12 protein-coding genes are annotated in these 15,907 nt (G+C 71.3%); 5 read left to right on the top strand and 7 right to left on the bottom strand.

The window, feature by feature from the left end:
- Window positions 1–322: 322 nt before the first annotated feature.
- From WMF28_RS14500 to WMF28_RS14490, 3 genes are all read right to left on the bottom strand, one after another.
- Complete coding sequence (locus WMF28_RS14500) at window positions 323–2,062, bottom strand: sigma 54-interacting transcriptional regulator (RefSeq protein ID WP_437602811.1); 1,740 nt, start codon at window positions 2,060–2,062, stop codon at window positions 323–325.
- 299 nt (window positions 2,063–2,361) lie between these two features.
- Window positions 2,362–4,008 (bottom strand): GMC family oxidoreductase, encoded by a 1,647-nt coding sequence (locus tag WMF28_RS14495; RefSeq protein WP_437602810.1) that lies wholly within the window; start codon window positions 4,006–4,008, stop codon window positions 2,362–2,364.
- Window positions 4,005–4,589, bottom strand: coding sequence for a gluconate 2-dehydrogenase subunit 3 family protein (locus tag WMF28_RS14490; RefSeq protein WP_437602809.1), 585 nt, complete (start codon window positions 4,587–4,589; stop codon window positions 4,005–4,007). Before WMF28_RS14490 ends, WMF28_RS14495 begins: the two co-directional genes overlap by 4 nt.
- Before the next feature lie 176 nt (window positions 4,590–4,765).
- On the opposite strand from WMF28_RS14490, the gene WMF28_RS14485 reads away from it, so the two are divergent.
- A complete protein-coding gene (locus WMF28_RS14485; protein ID WP_437602808.1) occupies window positions 4,766–6,388 on the top strand; it encodes a hypothetical protein in 1,623 nt (540 codons plus the stop codon).
- Between the two features lie 69 nt (window positions 6,389–6,457).
- Here WMF28_RS14485 and WMF28_RS14480 read toward each other — a convergent pair whose 3' ends face one another.
- The 4 genes from WMF28_RS14480 to WMF28_RS14465 form a co-directional block, all read right to left on the bottom strand.
- Window positions 6,458–8,557 (bottom strand): ATP-dependent DNA helicase, encoded by a 2,100-nt coding sequence (locus WMF28_RS14480; protein ID WP_437602807.1) that lies wholly within the window; start codon window positions 8,555–8,557, stop codon window positions 6,458–6,460.
- A gap of 10 nt (window positions 8,558–8,567) precedes the next feature.
- Window positions 8,568–8,993 carry a hypothetical protein gene (locus WMF28_RS14475; protein ID WP_437602806.1) on the bottom strand — a complete coding sequence of 142 codons (426 nt, stop codon included), beginning with the start codon at window positions 8,991–8,993 and terminating at the stop codon, window positions 8,568–8,570.
- 128 nt (window positions 8,994–9,121) lie between these two features.
- Complete coding sequence (locus tag WMF28_RS14470) at window positions 9,122–9,496, bottom strand: PilZ domain-containing protein (RefSeq protein ID WP_437602805.1); 375 nt, start codon at window positions 9,494–9,496, stop codon at window positions 9,122–9,124.
- 87 nt (window positions 9,497–9,583) lie between these two features.
- Window positions 9,584–10,093 carry a hypothetical protein gene (locus WMF28_RS14465; protein WP_437602804.1) on the bottom strand — a complete coding sequence of 170 codons (510 nt, stop codon included), beginning with the start codon at window positions 10,091–10,093 and terminating at the stop codon, window positions 9,584–9,586.
- A gap of 129 nt (window positions 10,094–10,222) precedes the next feature.
- On the opposite strand from WMF28_RS14465, the gene WMF28_RS14460 reads away from it, so the two are divergent.
- The 4 genes from WMF28_RS14460 (at window position 10,223) to ahcY (ending at window position 15,887) form a co-directional block, all read left to right on the top strand.
- Window positions 10,223–12,025, top strand: coding sequence for a peptidylprolyl isomerase (locus WMF28_RS14460; protein WP_437602802.1), 1,803 nt, complete (start codon window positions 10,223–10,225; stop codon window positions 12,023–12,025).
- Window positions 12,022–13,317, top strand: a complete 1,296-nt coding sequence (locus tag WMF28_RS14455) for a M16 family metallopeptidase (RefSeq protein WP_437602801.1) — start codon at window positions 12,022–12,024, stop codon at window positions 13,315–13,317. The genes WMF28_RS14460 and WMF28_RS14455 overlap by 4 nt, the downstream gene beginning before the upstream one ends.
- Window positions 13,318–13,467: 150 nt before the next feature.
- Complete coding sequence (locus WMF28_RS14450; RefSeq protein WP_437604257.1) at window positions 13,468–14,574, top strand: ArsR/SmtB family transcription factor; 1,107 nt, start codon at window positions 13,468–13,470, stop codon at window positions 14,572–14,574.
- Window positions 14,571–15,887, top strand: coding sequence for an adenosylhomocysteinase (ahcY, locus tag WMF28_RS14445; RefSeq protein WP_437602800.1), 1,317 nt, complete (start codon window positions 14,571–14,573; stop codon window positions 15,885–15,887). Before WMF28_RS14450 ends, ahcY begins: the two co-directional genes overlap by 4 nt.
- Window positions 15,888–15,907 lie beyond the last annotated feature (20 nt).

Below are 15,907 nucleotides of genomic sequence, written 5' to 3'. Positions count from 1 at the left end.
CGTCGCGTAGAGTTTACCTTGATGCCGCGCCGGTGGCCCGCTCTCTGACGTGCCAGTCGCGCGTCTGATCTCGCAGCTCCGCTTTACGATAGCCGAGGTCGTCGTCCCTTCGTAAAGCACAAAGGGACGAGCCGCCGACGTAACCGTTGTCGGGACGCATCGTAGGAGCCCGCAGGCCGGCGCCTGGAGTGAGACCAGCCGCCGTGCGGAGCGCCTCAAACGCCGGTGCTCGGTGGGGATCTGGCTCACACCCAGCGGTGCCGGGGTCCGGCAGGGCTGGAGTGCTGCCGTACGGCAGGACGGCGCGGCGAGAGATCCCCGTTCAGGCGTCGCCGCGCACGGAGCCGAGCTCGTCGAGGCTGGGCTCGTCGGCCACGACCGGCACATCGTCGACCGGGTCCTGCGGCTCGACGCTCTCGCTCGGCCCCTGGGCCTCGTGGCTGCCCACGTGCTCCCCGTACGCCTGCAGCTTCGAGTACAGGCCGCGGCGGCTGATCCCGAGCACGCGCGCCGCGCGCTGCTTGTTGCCGCGCACGGCCTCGAGGGTCAGGAGGATGAGCTTGCGCTCCGCGTCGGCCAGGCGCGTGCCGACCGGGAGGCGCAGCACGAGCGGGTGCTCCGCCGCCTCACCGGCGTCCCGGGGCGGCTCGGCCTCGTGCACGCCCGCTTCCCCCTGCGGCCTCCGCGGGAGCGAGGCAGGGCCCGTGGAGGGCGGCGCAGGCGGCGCTGTGACGACGTGCGATGGCGCCGGCTCGGAGGGGACCGCCATGTCGGACACGTGGACGATCGGCACCGACAGCGGCTCGGCCGGCTCGGGATGGACGACCGGCGCCGCGGCCCTCCCCGTCGAGATGCTGTCGTAAGAACGCCGGGCAGACCGCCGCTCGATCCGGCCCTGGCCGAGCTGGACGTCGTTCGCCGAGACCAGCTCGTTCGACGCGAAGAGCGCGGTCTGCTCGATGACGTTGCGCAGCTCGCGGACGTTGCCCGGCCAGTCGTGCTCCGTCAGCCGCTCGACGGCGGCGTCCGAGAGGCGGCGGGCCGGGGTGCCGTAGCGCTTGGCGAACTTGAGCAGGAAGCGCTCGGCGATCGGCAGGATGTCGTCCCGGCGCTCGCGCAGCGGCGGCAGCGTCACCGTGAACACGTTGAGCCGGTAGTAGAGGTCCTCGCGGAAGACGCAGTCGTCGACGAGGTCGAGCAGATCCTTGTTCGTCGCGGCGACGACGCGCACGTCGGCCTCGATCTCCTTGCGGCCGCCGACGCGGGTGAACCGGTACGTCTCGAGCACGCGGAGGAGGCTGACCTGCACGGCAGCGTCCATCGTGCCCACCTCGTCGAGGAAGACGGTGCCGCCGGCCGCCGCCTCGAACTTGCCCTCCGCGGCCGCGAACGCGCCGGTAAACGAGCCCTTCTCGTGACCGAAGAGCTCGCTGCCGATGAGCTCGCGCGGGATCGCCCCGGTGTGCACCGGTACGAACGGGCCGGCGCGACGGCGGCTCCGGTTGTGGATGGCGCGCGCGACGAGCTCTTTGCCCGTGCCGCTCTCGCCGACGATCAGCACGGGCGCCATCGTCGCGGCGACGCGATCGATGCGGGTGAAGACCTCCCGCATCCGCGTCGAGCCACCGATCATCCCCTCGAACACGAGCTGCCCGTGGAGGGGATCGTCGTCGTCGAACTCGGTCGGCGGCGACGAGAGCAGCTCGCGCACGAGCAGCACGAGGCGGGCGGGATCGAGCGGCTTCTGCAGGTAGTCGGCCGCTCCCAGCTTGAGGGCGTCGACGGCGCTCGTGATCGACGCGGCGCCGGTGACCATGACCACGTGGGGCGGCGGCGCCTTCGGCTCGGGGCCATCGAGCTCGCTCGGCGAGAGCCGGCGCATGAGATCGACGCCCGTCATCCCGGGCAGGTTGAGATCCGTGACGAGCACGTCAGCCGGCGTCCGCTGATGGATCTCGAGCGCCTGCTCGCCGCTCGACGCGACGACCACGTCGAGCCCTTCATGGCGCAGCACCGCCTCGAGGATGGCTGCCTGGTCAGGCTCATCCTCGACGAGGAGCACCCGGCCGTGGTGGCTGTGGCTCCGGTGCGGCGAGCGCGCCTGTCCGCGCGGAATTGCAGCAGAAACTGCGTTCGGTCCCAAAGCTTCCCTCCCAGCTCGGCGGACGGACGGCTCGGCCCCGTGCGTTATGAAACGTGCCGTTAAACTTGTAGCTCGCGCGGGCCCCTCATCAACTCGGGAGTTGCCTCCTTCTCGGGTGCAAGGCCCCCCTCACATGCCGTCCGTGACATGTCGTTCCTGCGCAACGGACGCGACGCCCCCGGATCGCTGACTCCTGTGGTGACACGCCGCCGCGCGCATCACCAGCGCTCGATGATGCCGTACGCGATGCGATCGGCCAGCGCCATGCACGTGAGCATCGGGTTCACGGCAGGACTTCCAGGAAAGATGCTCGTGTCGGCGACGTAAACGTTGTCGAGGTCGTGGCAGCGCCCCTCCTCGTCGACGACCCCGTCCCGCGGCCTCCGCGACATCCGCGCCGTGCCGAAGGCGTGGTTCGCCGCGGTGATCGTGTCGCGCCCGTCGAGCCGCTTGCTCTTCAAGATCTCGGCTTCCTCCGGCGACGTCAGCTCGTCGGGGACGCCGTGCAGCCCGGGCAGGATCGACGCGGCCCCGGCCGCCCAGCAGATGTCGGACAGGATGCCCAGACCGCGCTGGATCTTCTCGACGTCGCGCGGTGCGTAGTCGAACCGCACATCGGGATCCCAGCTGCCGCGCTTCGGACGGACCGTCCCGCGCGACTGCTCGGCCGCGATGATCACGTCGAACGGCGCCATCCGGTTGTAGGTCCGGAGGTGACGCTGGTAGTCGTACCCGAACCCGGGGAACCGCGCGGCAAGCACGGCGGGGGGCGACCAGAGGACCTCGAGCTTGATGCCCTGCTCGAGGAAGTGGAGCGAATGATAGCCCTGGGTCGCGCCCTCCCACGGATCGGTGGGATCCGGGAACACCGCCATGATGGCGAGCCCCGGGTGGAGCTGCAGCTCGTTGCCCACGTGGCCGCTCGAGTTGGCGGCGCCGCTGCGGAGCAGGATCAGCGGCGTGGCCATGCAGCCCGCGGCGAGCACGACGAGCTTCGCCCGGATCTCGACGGGCGCGCCCTCGCGCCACGTGAAGGGCTCGATGGTGCGACCGCGCATCCCGGTGGCCCGCCTGCCCGAGACGAGCAGGTGCTCGGCGCGGACGCTGGTGAACACGCGCGCGCCTGCCCGGATCGCGGCCGGGACGTACGAGATATCGGTCGACATCTTCGCGCGGTTGCGGCACCCGGTGAAGCACTCGCCCGAGCCGCGGCAGCCGCGCACGTTGCGGTGGGTCGGCTCGCTCGACAGCCCCAGCGCGTCGCAGCCGCGCTTGAAGCGCAGGTTGCGCTCGCCCTGCACCTCCACCGGCGTCGGCGAGACGCCGAGCAGGCGCTCGACGCGCTGGTAGTGGGGCAGCAGCGCGTCGAGCGTGATCGCCGCCGTCCCCGCTCGCTCCGCCCACTTGTCGAACACCCAGGCGGGCGAGCGCGCGCAGATCGCCGAGTTGACGACCGAGCCGCCGCCGAGCGCGATCGCCTGCATGGTCGGGATGAGCATGCGCCCCCGGGCCGCTCGCATCCCGCCCTCGCGCAGCGTGCGCGCCAGCGACTCGCCCGCCTCCTGCCGGAAATCCTCCACCCCGAACGGCGGGCCTTCCTCCACGAGGATCACGTCGCGCCCCGCCTCGGCGAGCTCCTTGGCGACGACCGCCCCGCCCGGCCCCGACCCGACGACGAGCACCTCGCACGAGGCCTGCACCTCGCCGTCGTAGTCGGCGAACACCTTCACCTGGGAGCGCGGCTCGACGGGCGGGAGCGGCTCCACCTCGGCCCTCGAGCGGAGCGTGGCCCCGGAGAGCGAGCGCTTGTCGCCGCGATCGGGGTGCGCGGAGCGCGGCGGCTCCTGAGGGGCGGGTAGCTTCATGCCGTCACCCCCGGCGCGAGCGACGGGGGCTCCACGGCGACCGGCTCTCCCGACGCGCGCGTGGCGGCGCGGCGCTCGAAGGGCGTGGCGCAGCAGGCGACGCCGATCGCGCGGGCGACCTTCTCGTTCGCGAGGTAGCCCATCGAGAGCATCGTCCGGAGCGAGAGGAACGTGACCCGCCGGAGGTAGATGCAGCTCTGCGACATCGACGCGAGCACCGCGATGCGATCGGCCTGCGGGAGGCGCGTGAAGCGGGCGCGGCGCGGCCCGAAGACCCAGGGCGAGAGCTCGACGAAGTGGAAGAGCAGCCGCATGTACGGCCGCAGAGGCCGCGGCGTGCGGGCGACGTAGTGCTCGATGTACTCGACAAGCCCCGCCTCGGTGCCGGAGACCGGGATCGGGCCGCCGGCGGGAAAGAGCGCGTCGGCGCAGGCAGCCACGATGGCCCGCTCCCTCACGGAGAGCGCGCGGGAGCGCGCCCCGGGGGGCGAAGCCCGGCGGGCGAGGCCCACGGCGGCGGCGAGCGCCGCGAGGGCAATGACGAGACAGATCACGGGCAGATGCGCAACGAGCTCGCTCATCACTCGACTCCTTCCTTCCCAGCGGGAAGCCATCGCCTGGCTGCCTCGACAGCGTAGTCCGACGCCCAGAGTGCGCAATTTCGTTCGCGCTGCGTCGGGGTGTTCGCACACCGTCCTGTCCTGATTTACGCAGCCCGACGTTGCGGCTGTGACAGTCGCGGTATGGTCGGCGCCCGATGAGCGAAGAGCCGAAGAGCGCCGTGGACATGAGCGAAGAGGCAGGAGGCGAGGTGCCGATGGAAATGGAAGAGGAGCGCCACACCTCGCCGGCGCGCGACCTGCGGACGTGGCTCGCCGGCGCTCCCCTCCCCGCCTGGCTGCAGCTCACGCTCGGGCTGGCCGTGCCGATGCTGATCACGCTCGTGGCGGCGCTGCGCGTCGCGAGCTTCACGATCGACGACGCGTACATCTCCTTCCGGTACGCGGAGAACCTCGCGAACGGAAACGGGCTCGTCTACAACGTGGGCGAGCGCGTCGAGGGCTACACGAACTTCCTCTGGACGGTGCTCCTCGCCGCGGCGGTGAAGGTCGGCGCGACGCCGGAGGCCGCCGCGAAGGTGCTCGGCGCCGCCTGCGCCTGCGGCGCCCTCGTCCCCACCTACCTCCTCTCGCAGCGGCTGCGCCCGTTCTCGAACGTCCCCTGCCTCGCGACGTGGCTCCTCGCGACGAGCATCCTCTTCTCCGGCTACGCGGTGTTCGGGCTGGAGACGCCGCTCTTCCTCCTGCTCACGCTCGGCGGGACCGAGCTCTTCTTCCGCGAAGAGGACGCCGCCGCCTCCGGCGACGCACCTCGGCCCGCGCTCGCCTTCCCCTGGTCCGGCGCGGTGTTCGCGCTCGCCGCGCTGACCCGCCCGGAGGCGCCGCTATTCCTCGGGTTGCTCGTCGTCTGGCACGCGGAGCAGGCGTTCTCGCGGCGGAGCGTGCTCCGCCTGCTCACCTTCGCGCTCCCGGTCGCCGCGCACCTGCTCTGGCGGCACAGCTATTACGGCGAGTGGCTCCCGAACACGCTCGCCGCGAAGACCGGCAATTTCTCGCAGCAGATCCAGGGCGGCAGCGACTACGTCCGCAAGTACGCGCAGCACGCCGGCACCTTCCTCTGGCTCGGGCTCCTCTCGGTCGCCTCGTCCATCGTCCACCGGCGCCGGAGCGGCCTCGCGCTCGCGTCGATCGCGCTGCTCTTCGGCGTGTACGTCGTCTTCGTGGGCGGCGACTGGATGCCGTACTTCCGGTTCCTGGCCCCCGCGGAGCCGTTCGCGTTCCTGCTCGCCGACGACGCGATCCGCGCGATCGCCGCGCGCCGCGAGCGGGCAGCGTCGCTCGCGATCGCCGCGTTCGGCGCGATCACGCTGGCGACCCGCACCGGAGAGCTGGTGCGGGCCCAGCGGAACCTCCTCGTCAACGACAAGGGCTTCTGGGACGACGCGGCCGGGCGCACGGCCGACTGGCTCGTCCAGAAGGGGGAGCCCGGCCCCATCGCGGTCGCCGACATCGGCTACATCGGGTACCGCACGGGCTTCCCGGTCGTCGACATGCTCGGGCTGCTCAGCCCCGAGGTCTCGCGCCTGCCGGGCGGGTACACGCACAAGGTGGGGACCGGCTACACCGACGCGCTCTTCGCCAAGAACCCGCGCTACTTCGTGATCATCGCCTCCGGGGCCGACTGCAAGAGTCCGACGGTGCCCTCCTCGCGCGCCTCGTACGGCGATCCCAGGTTCAAGAAGGACTACAAGCTCCGCCAGGCCATCGCCCTGAAGAAGGGCGGCGCCTGGTGCATCTACGGGAAGACGTCGTACCCCTGACGATCGACGGAGCGGCCGCTCGCCCCGCCCCGCGACCGCCTCACCGGGACGCTCGCCCTGCGCCTCGCCTCAGGGCGCCTCTCCCGGCCGGCGCTCCTCGCCTTCCGCTCCCGCGCCGGCCGTTGCGGCGGCCCAGAACGCGCGCACGTCCTCGATTCGCTCGGTCCGGCGCGCGTCGGGCAAGCTGTCGAGCAGCACGCGGCCGTAGCCGCGCGTGCGGACCCTGCGGTCCAGGATCGCGACGATGCCCCGATCGGTGCGCCCGCGGATCAGCCGGCCGAAGCCCTGCTTCAAGGTGATCGCGGCCTGCGGGACGCTGTAGGCGATGAACGGGTTGCCGCCGCCCTGCTCGATCGCCGCGCACCGGGCCGCGACGACAGGATCCGTGGGCACCGCGAACGGGAGCTTCTCGATGATCACGAGGCGCAGCGCCTCGCCGGGGACGTCCACGCCCTCCCAGAAGCTCATCGTCGCGACCAGCACGGCGTGCCGCTCGGCGCGGAAGCGGCGGAGCAGCGCGCCCTTCGGCGCGTCCCCCTGCACGAGCAGCGGAGCCGGCTGCCGCGGCGCGCCCCCGCCCGCCCGGGCCTCGGCCGCGGCGCGCGCGAGCCGGACGCGGAGCGCGGCGGCCAGCGCGTTCATCGCGCGGACCGAGGTGCAGAGGACGAACGCGCCGCCGCCCGTGATGCCGATGAGCTCGGCGATGCGATCGGCCCCGCGCTCGACGAACGCCGCGTCGGTCGCCTCGGGCAGGTCGCGCGGCGTGTAGAGCAGCGCCGCGTTCGGGTAGTCGAAGGGCGATGGAACCGTGAGCTCGTCGACCGGCACCGGCACGTCCGCGTCGAGCCCCATCCGCGAGCGGAGGAAGCGGAACCCCGACCCGGCGGAGCCGCCCGTGGTCAGCGTGGCGCTCGTCAGCACCACGGCGCCGATCCGCTCGAAGACGTGCTCGCGCAGCATGTGCCCGAGATCGACCGGCGACGCGCCGAACGAGACGGCGCGGCCGCGCACCTCGACCCACGTGACCTGGTTCGTCCCGGGGTCGACGATCCGCGCGGCGTCGTCCCGCAGCTGGGCGGCGCGGTTGCCGACGAGCTGCACCGCCTCGCTGCTCGCGTTCGCGCTCGCGTACCCCGCGAGCGCCTCGAGGTGGTTGTCGAGCCGATGGTAGGCCCCGAGCAGCTCGCCGGACCACGCGTCCCTGGCGAGCGGGACCCGGGAGTCGCCGCGATCTCCGCTGCCCGCGGCGCCGCCGAGCGCGGCGAGCCGATCGAAGAGGGCGTCCGCGGACTCGCGCACGATGGCCGTGATCGCCGTCCCCTCGCCCCGCCCGAGGATGCGGTCGGCGAGGCCCGACGTGATGAACGCGCGGTCCGCGTCGCGCAGCATCGAGTCGACCCGCGCGCGCGAGACGCGGACGCCGAAGAAGCTCGTCGCGATGTCCTCGAGCTGGTGCGCCTCGTCGAAGATGACCGCATCGTACGGCGGGAGCGCGCCCGCGCCGGCGAAGCCGCGGCGCGCCCCGGCGATCTTCAGGGCCAGGTCCGCGAAGAAGAGGTGATGATTGACGATGAGGAGGCGCGCCGCCTCGCTGTCGCGCTTCATCCGCGTGACGAAGCACTCGTCGAAGTAGTCGCACGACGCGCCCAGCCGCGTCTCGCTGGACGACGCCACCTCCCGCCAGACCGGATCCCCCTCGGCGAGGTAGGCGAGCTCGGCCACGTCGCCCATCTCGGTCTCCTGCGCCCACGCCTCGATGAGCGGCAGCGAGCGCCCCGCGGTCCCGGCGCCCGCGCCGGGGCTCTGGCGGAGCTCGTTGAAGCGGCGCAGGCAGAGGTAGTTGCCGAGCCCCTTCACCAGCGCCGCGCGCGGATCCAGCCGGAGGTGCTCGGCCACGAGCGGCAGATCCTTCGTGTAGATCTGGTCCTCGAGCGCCTTCGTCGCGGTCGAGACGACGACCTTGCGGCCGCTCAGGATGGCGGGGACGAGGTACGCGAGCGTCTTGCCGGTCCCGGTGCCCGCCTCGCAGAGGAGGATGCGGTCCTCCGCGATCGCCCGCTCCACGGCGCTCGCCATCGCGACCTGCCCCTCGCGGTCCTCGTACCCCGGCAGCCCGCGCGCGAACGGGCCCGAGGGCCCGAGCAGGCTCGCGGCTCGGTCGAAGGGCATCGTTGACCGCTTACCGCGGCAGGGCAGTCTTCTCGAGCGAGAGGGCGAACCCCACCTCGCCGAGGGCGAGCTCGAGCGACGCGACCGGCTTCTCGAACTGGACCTCGCACCAGGTGTCCAGCGTCCGCTCGGCGTCACCGGGGTCGCGGACGTGCAGGAGCGCGGCCTCGCCCTCGGTGTAGCCTCGCGCCACGGCGGGCTCGGCCATCCGCCGCGCCCGCTCGAAGAGCTGCTCGTCCGTCGCGCCCGGGAAGTCGTTGCGCTGGGCGCGCACGACGAACCCGACCCGCAGCGGCTCGGCGCCCACGACGATGCCCGAGTCCATGAGGAGGTTCTCCCGCACCCGCTCGGCGACCTGAACGGCGTCGCCACGGGTGCGATAAACCTCGAATCCGGCTTGGAGCAGGGCCTTCTTTATCTCCGCGGGTGTCGGCATCTTCCGCTGGTTTCCGGCTACCCCCAGCTGCGAGCAGGACCATCCATCGCAAAATTACGGGTGCCTCGTCAAGCTGCCAGCGCTGACCGGGGTGGGGCGCTCTGGCGGGCCGGCGCGTTTGTGCCCGCTCACGAGCTCGACCGTGACGACCTCGACGCCCCGTCGTCCAGGCGACCCGGGACCTCTGCCCCCTCGGGGGCATCCAGGAAGCAGACCCCCACGATCGACCCGTCCGGCTCGTCCTGCACCCACATGATCCGACCCGGGCGCGGAGATCTACCGTCGAGCCAGACCGTTAGCTCCGTGCCGGGGTCGAGTGAATTTTCTATCACCACCCGGAGCCCGCCGACGCTCATGTTGAGCGTCCAGCCGGAGACGGCGCGGTCGGCGGCCTCGAGGCGGACCCGCTCGCTCAGCTCGCGGCGCGGGCTCCTGCGACGGTTGGCCAGGAGCTCAGGGGGAATCTGGAGCGACGGGGGAGTGAGGGTTCTGCGTCGAATCACAGAAGAAATTTACAAGCACAAGCCGTGCCCGAGGACAGAAATATTGGCTACGGCTGATATCCAGCAGGGACGGGAGCGTGGGACCGCTCAGTGGGCTTCGGCATGGTCGGGCTTGTGACCGGAGCCGTCGTTCGGCTCCTCGAAGACGGAGACGGGCTCGAGCAGGGACAGCTGGTCGCGTTTGATGCCCACGCCCTTGTCGGAGAAGAAGAGGTCGTTCTCCTGGAGCCGCGATCGCACGCGGGCGATGAACAGGATAGGCATGCCCGCCTGCGTGTAACCGAGCTGCACCAGCGTGCCCTTCGGCCAGTTGCCGCCGTCGAACGAGAGCTCCTTGCGCAGCGTGTAGAACCCCTCGGCGGGGAGACGCTGCAGCGAGTCCGCCCACGTCGTTCCCCGGAACGCGACGGCGGGGCCGTGGAAGTGCCAGCGGTTGTGCACGTTGTGATCAGGCGTCGTGACCGTCGGCAGACCGTTGTCCGAGTGGTTGTGGAAGGAGACGAGGATGCCGGCAGGCACCTTGTCCTCGTTTCCGGGGAGCGGCTTTGTCGTCAGGTAGAGGCCGCAATCAGGGAGGTGTGACTTCGAGCTTGCCATGGCCTGTGCCCCTAGCCCCGCTCTCGACCGCCGTAAAGACACGCCGTCGACGCCGTGCTATGCCGCGCCTGGCCAAGGCGGGAGGCCGCTCGAGGAGCGAGCGGCGCACGCCCCGGGAGCAAGCCCTTCGTGAACAGATTGAGCCAAATCTTCGGCGCTGCCATCGTCATCGCGATCGCCGTCGTCTTCATCGTCCAGTTCCGCCCGAGCACGGGCCCCGTGCAGTCGACCGCGAGCAGCTGCGCCGTCGAGGTCCGAGGCAGCTGCATCTCCTCGGTCGACTTCAATGCCTCGAGGAACCTGCTCGCGATGCGCGCCGTCGACGAAAACCGCCTCCGGGCGATGGGGTACCGGCGGCTCACAGCGGAGGGGCTCTACGAGCGGTGGCTGCTCAACGAGGACGCGGAGCGCCTCGGGATCAGCGTCTCGGACGACGAGCTCACGGCCGAGCTCGTTGCCGGCAGGGTGCGTGTCTCGCTGCCGGCGGACAAGATCCGCCAGGTCGGTTACGCCCTGAATCTCCGGGAAGACCTGATTCGCTACCTGGACGTCCGCAACCGCCAGACAAAGAAGTTCGACAGCAAGCAGTACGAGAAGCAAATCCGGAACATCACGAAGATGAGCCCGACGGACTTCCGCGAAACTCAGCGGAAGGAGCTCGTCGCCGCGCGGATGCGCGACCTCATCCGCGCGCGGGTCCGGGTCGGTGAGAGCGAGGCGTTCGAGCAGTTCTCGCGCGAGAAGTCGACCCGGACGCTCGGCTACGTGCGCTTCGACCGGCGCTTCTACAGCGACCTCATCGTCGACACCTCGGAGAAGGCGATCCAGGCCTGGGCGGACGTCAACAAAGAAGAGCTCGACAAGACCTGGGAGGGGCGCAAGGCGCACTATCTGCCCGAGTGCCGGGTCGCCCGAGACCTCATGGTCGAGGTGCAGCCCGCGGAGGCCGAGCAGGGGCCGGAGGCGGGCAAGGCCGCCGCGAAGGCCCGGATCGAGGCGGCGGTCCAGCGCCTCAAGAAGGGCGAGGGCTTCGCCGACGTGGCGCGCAGCGCGAGCGACGATCCGAGCGCGGCGCGCGGCGGCGAGCTCGGCTGCGTGACCAAGGGCCGGCTCAGCAAGCCTGTCGAGGACAAGCTCTTCGAGATGAAGGCGGGCGAGGTGTCGGACCTCATCGAGACCGAGGACGGCTTCCACGTGCTCAAGCTCGAGCAGATCGCGAAGGACGCCGACGCCGAGAGGATCGGCCGGCTGGAGACGGCGCGCGACCTGTACATCGCCCACGAGTCGGAGCGGCTCGCGGCCGAGGCCGCGAAGCAGGTGCTCGCCGCCGCCGCGGGCGGCAAGTCGCTGGAGGACGCGCTCGCCGCCTACCTGGCCCAGCTCGCGCCCGCGCCCGCGAAGGACAAGGCCGGCGCCGCCGCGGGGGCGCAGCCCGCCGCCGCGAAGCAGGACGGGAACAAGAACGAGGGCGCGAAGGACGGCGGCCAGGCCGAGCCTGGCGAGGCGCGGCCGCCCTACACGATGGCGAACCACCCGAACCGGCCGACCGTCGAGACGAGCTTGCCGTTCAACGTGTCGGGCTCCCCGATCACGGACGCGAGGGACAGCACCGAGGCCGCGCGCATCGCCTTCCAGCTCGACAAGCCGGGCGCTCTGCCCAAGGACGTCGTGGCGCTGGAGAACGGCTACGCCGTGATCCAGCTCAAGGAGAAGACGTCCGCGAGCCAGGAGCAATGGGACAAGGACCGCGAGTTCTACACCGCCGCGATGCGCGCCGCGAAGCAGAACGACGCGCTCATCGGGTACATGCGCCGGCTGAAGTCGACGATCGGCAGCGAGGTGAAGTACGACCAGAACCTCCTCAAGGAGTCCAGGCCGGCCGAGGACGGCTCCGGCGAGTCGGAGCTCCCGCTCGGGGACGAGGGGGAATGACGTCGCTCCCGCCGCGTGACGCTCGCGACGTCCTCCTCTCGAACGGCCTCAAGGTCGTCCTCGTCCCGCAGCCGCACGTTCACCGGGCGGTCGCCTCGCTCTACCTGCGCGTCGGCTCGCGGTTCGAGAACCAGGAGAACAACGGGATCTCCCATTTCCTGGAGCACATGGTGTTCCGGGGGACGCCGACGCTGCCGTCGGCGCACGCGCAGGCGCTCGCGTTCGAGCGACTCGGCGGGACGCTCTACGCGGCGACCCACGTCGACCACGGCGTGATGAGCATCTCCGTGCCGCCCGCGAACCTGGAGCCGGTGATCGCCCTGCTCGGCGAGGTCGCCACGTCGCCCCGCTTCACCGCGATCGAGGTCGAGCGCGGCATCGTGCGCGAGGAGATCCTCGAGGACCTCGACGACGAGGGGCGCGACATCGACCCGGACAACAACGCGCGCTCCCTCATGTACGAGCGGCACCCGCTCGGCTTCACCATCACCGGCGGCATCGACGCGCTCGATCGCTTCGACGAGCCGATGCTGCGCGCCCATCACGCCCGGCACTACACGACGGCGAACGCGGTGCTCTGCCTCGCCGGGCGGCTCGATCCAGACGCGTGCGCGCGGGCCGTCGAGCGGCACTTTGGCGCCATGCCGCGCGGCGAGCAGGTGCCCGCCGCGCCGCCGCCGAACGGACAGAAGAAGCCGAGGTTCCGCTTCATCGAGAACCAGTCGAGCCAGACCGAGCTGCGGGTCGCGTTCCGTGGCGTGAGCGAGCGCGATCCGCGCGAGCCCGCCGTGGAGATGCTGCTCCGCGTCCTCGACGACGGCATGTCGACGCGGCTGTACGAGCGGATCTGCGACCGGCTGGGCCTCTGCTACGACGTGTCGGGGATGTTCGAGGCCTACGAGGACGACGGGGTCGTCGACATCGCCGCGGGCGTGCAGCACGACCGCGCGACCGTGGTGGTCCGGGAGATCTTCTCGCTGCTCCGCGAGCTCTCCGAGGTCGGCCCGCGCGAGGACGAGCTCGCCAAGGCGCGCGACCGCCACCTGTGGTCGGTGGAGGCGATGCTCGACGACGCCGAGGCGACCGCGGGCTTCCACGGGCTCGCCGCGCTCGCCGACATCACCCGCACCCCGGAGGCGCGGCACGAGGAGCTCGCCCGCGTCACGGCCGAGGACGTGCGCAACGCCGCGCGCGCGCTGTTCCGGCCGGAGCGCCTCACCGTGGTGGCCGTGGGCCTGCTCCGCTCCTCGGAAGAGGCGAAGCTCGACAAGGCCGTCCGCTCGTTCGGCTGATCCCGTCCGCAACTTCAGCGGCTCCCGTCCAATCGCTCGACTGAGTCCGTCCGCGCCTGACTGGCGGACGTCCGCGTCACCGCACGTGCGCTCCTGCGCGTGAACTTTCAATTTGCATTCATGCGCATCGATACATATATGTGAACCGTGATGACGCTCACGGAGGTCTCGGCCGAGCCGATGGGGGCGGTCGCGCGGTGCGAGCTGTACCGGCTCCTTTCGGATCCGGTGCGGGTGCGGCTCCTCGGCCTGGCCGCAGCGGAGGAGCTGGCGGTCGGCGAGCTGGCCGAGCTGCTCCGTGAGGGCCAGCCGAAGATCTCGCGCCACGCGGCCGCGCTGCGCGAGGCGGGGATCCTGCTGGCGCGCCGTCAGGGCACGTGGACGCTGCTCCGCCTCGACCCGCGCGCCACGAGCGACCCCGTTGTCGACGACGCCGTGCGCGCGGGGCGGCGCGCGTGCGCGGCCGACGGGACGCTCGCGCGCATCGAGGAGGTGCTCGCGGCGCGCGACGCCGAGACGCGCGAGTTCTTCGCGCGCGGCGGGCGCCCGTTGCGCCCGGGGCCGCCGTCCGAGCTCGCCGCGTACCTCGCCGCGCTCGCGCCGCTCCTGCCCCACCGCCGGCTGGCGGTCGACGCGGGCACCGGCGATGGGGCGCTGCTCGAGGTGCTGTCCCCCGTCTTCGACCGCGTCGTCGCGCTCGATCGCGCGAGCGCCCAGCTGCAGCTCGCGGGCGAGCGCCTGCGGCGGCGCAGCCTCGAGAACGTCGAGCTCGTGTGCGGCGAGATCGACGGGCCCGAGGTGATCCAGGCCGTGGCCCGCGCGCTCGGCGGCGGTCCGCCGGAGGCCGGCGAGGCCCTCTCCGGCGGCGCGGACGTGGTCCTCGCGGCCCGCGTGCTGCACCACGCACCGCAGCCGGCGAGGGCGATGCGCGCCCTCGTCGAGCTCGCGCGGCCGGCCGCGCCCGGCCGCGGCGAGGACGCCGCGCACGCCCGCGGCGGCGCGGTGTGCGTGCTCGATTACGAGGCGCACCACGATCAGACCCTGCGAGAGCAGGAGGCGGACATCTGGCTCGGCTTCTCGCCGGACGACCTCCGGTGCCTCGCCGAGGAGGCCGGGCTCTCCGGCGTCGAGATCCGGCGGCTGCCGTCCGCCTGGCAGGGCGAAGGTCCGGATCGACACCTCGTTTGGCAGCTGCTCGTCGGCTGGCGCGGCGCGCGCTCGAGCGCATTCACCGGAAAAGGCAAAGGGACACCATGACTGCTGAGAAAAAGCTCTCCTACAAGGTCGCCGACATCACGCTTGCTGACTGGGGTCGCAAGGAGATCCGCATCGCCGAGAAGGAGATGCCGGGCCTGATGACGCTCCGGGCCGAGTACGGCTCGTCGCAGCCGCTCAAGGGCGCGCGCGTCGCCGGCTGCCTCCACATGACGATCCAGACCGCGGTGCTGATCGAGACGCTGGTCGCCCTCGGCGCCGAGGTCACCTGGTCGAGCTGCAACATCTACTCGACGCAGGACCACGCCGCGGCGGCGATCGCGGCGGCCGGCATCCCGGTCTTCGCCTGGAAGGGCGAGACGCTCGAGGAGTACGACTGGTGCATCGAGCAGCAGATCTACGCCTTCAAGGGCGGCAAGGGGCCCAACATGATCCTCGATGACGGCGGCGATCTCACGATCATCGCCCACGAGAAGCACCCGGAGCTCTTCGCCGGCACCGACCCGATCCGCGGGCTCTCGGAGGAGACGACGACGGGCGTGCACCGGCTCTACGAGATGCACCGCGCCGGCAAGCTGAAGGTGCCCGCGATCAACGTCAACGACTCGGTGACGAAGAGCAAGTTCGACAACCTCTACGGCTGCCGCGAGTCGCTGGGCGACGGGATCAAGCGGGCCACCGACGTGATGTTCGCCGGCAAGGTCGCCGTCGTGTGCGGCTACGGCGACGTCGGCAAGGGGTGCGCGCAGTCGCTGCGCGGCCTCGGGGCGCGCGTGATCATCACCGAGATCGACCCGATCTGCGCGCTGCAAGCGGCGATGGAGGGCTACGAGGTGAAGCGCCTCGAGACCGTCGCCCCGGTCGCCGACATCTTCGTCACGGCGACCGGATGCGCCGACGTCGTGCGCGCCGAGCACATGACCGCGATGAAGGACGAGGCGATCCTCTGCAACATCGGCCACTTCGACTCGGAGATCCAGATCTCGTGGCTCGAGAAGAACCCCGAGATCAAGGAGGAGAACATCAAGCCGCAGGTCGATCACTTCATCTTCCCGGACGGCAAGCGGCTCATCGTCCTCGCGCGCGGCCGGCTCGTGAACCTCGGGTGCGCCACGGGCCACCCGTCGTTCGTGATGTCGACCTCGTTCTCCAACCAGGTCCTCGCGCAGATCGCCCTGTGGACGGAGAAGTACACGGTCGGCGTCCACCTGCTGCCGAAGAAGCTCGACGAGAAGGTCGCCGCGCTGCACCTGCCGAAGCTCGGGGTCGAGCTGACGGAGCTCACGCAGGAGCAGGCGAAGTACCTGGGCATCCCCGCCGAGGGCCCCTTCAAGGCCGAGAACTACCGCTACTGAGCGGCGGGCTTTCGGCGCCT

This window comes from Sorangium sp. So ce590 (assembly GCF_051521365.1).
GTDB lineage: Bacteria > Myxococcota_A > Polyangia > Polyangiales > Polyangiaceae > Sorangium.
Note: the sequence above shows the minus strand (reverse complement) of the source record. Positions and strands in the feature narration are given on the sequence as shown.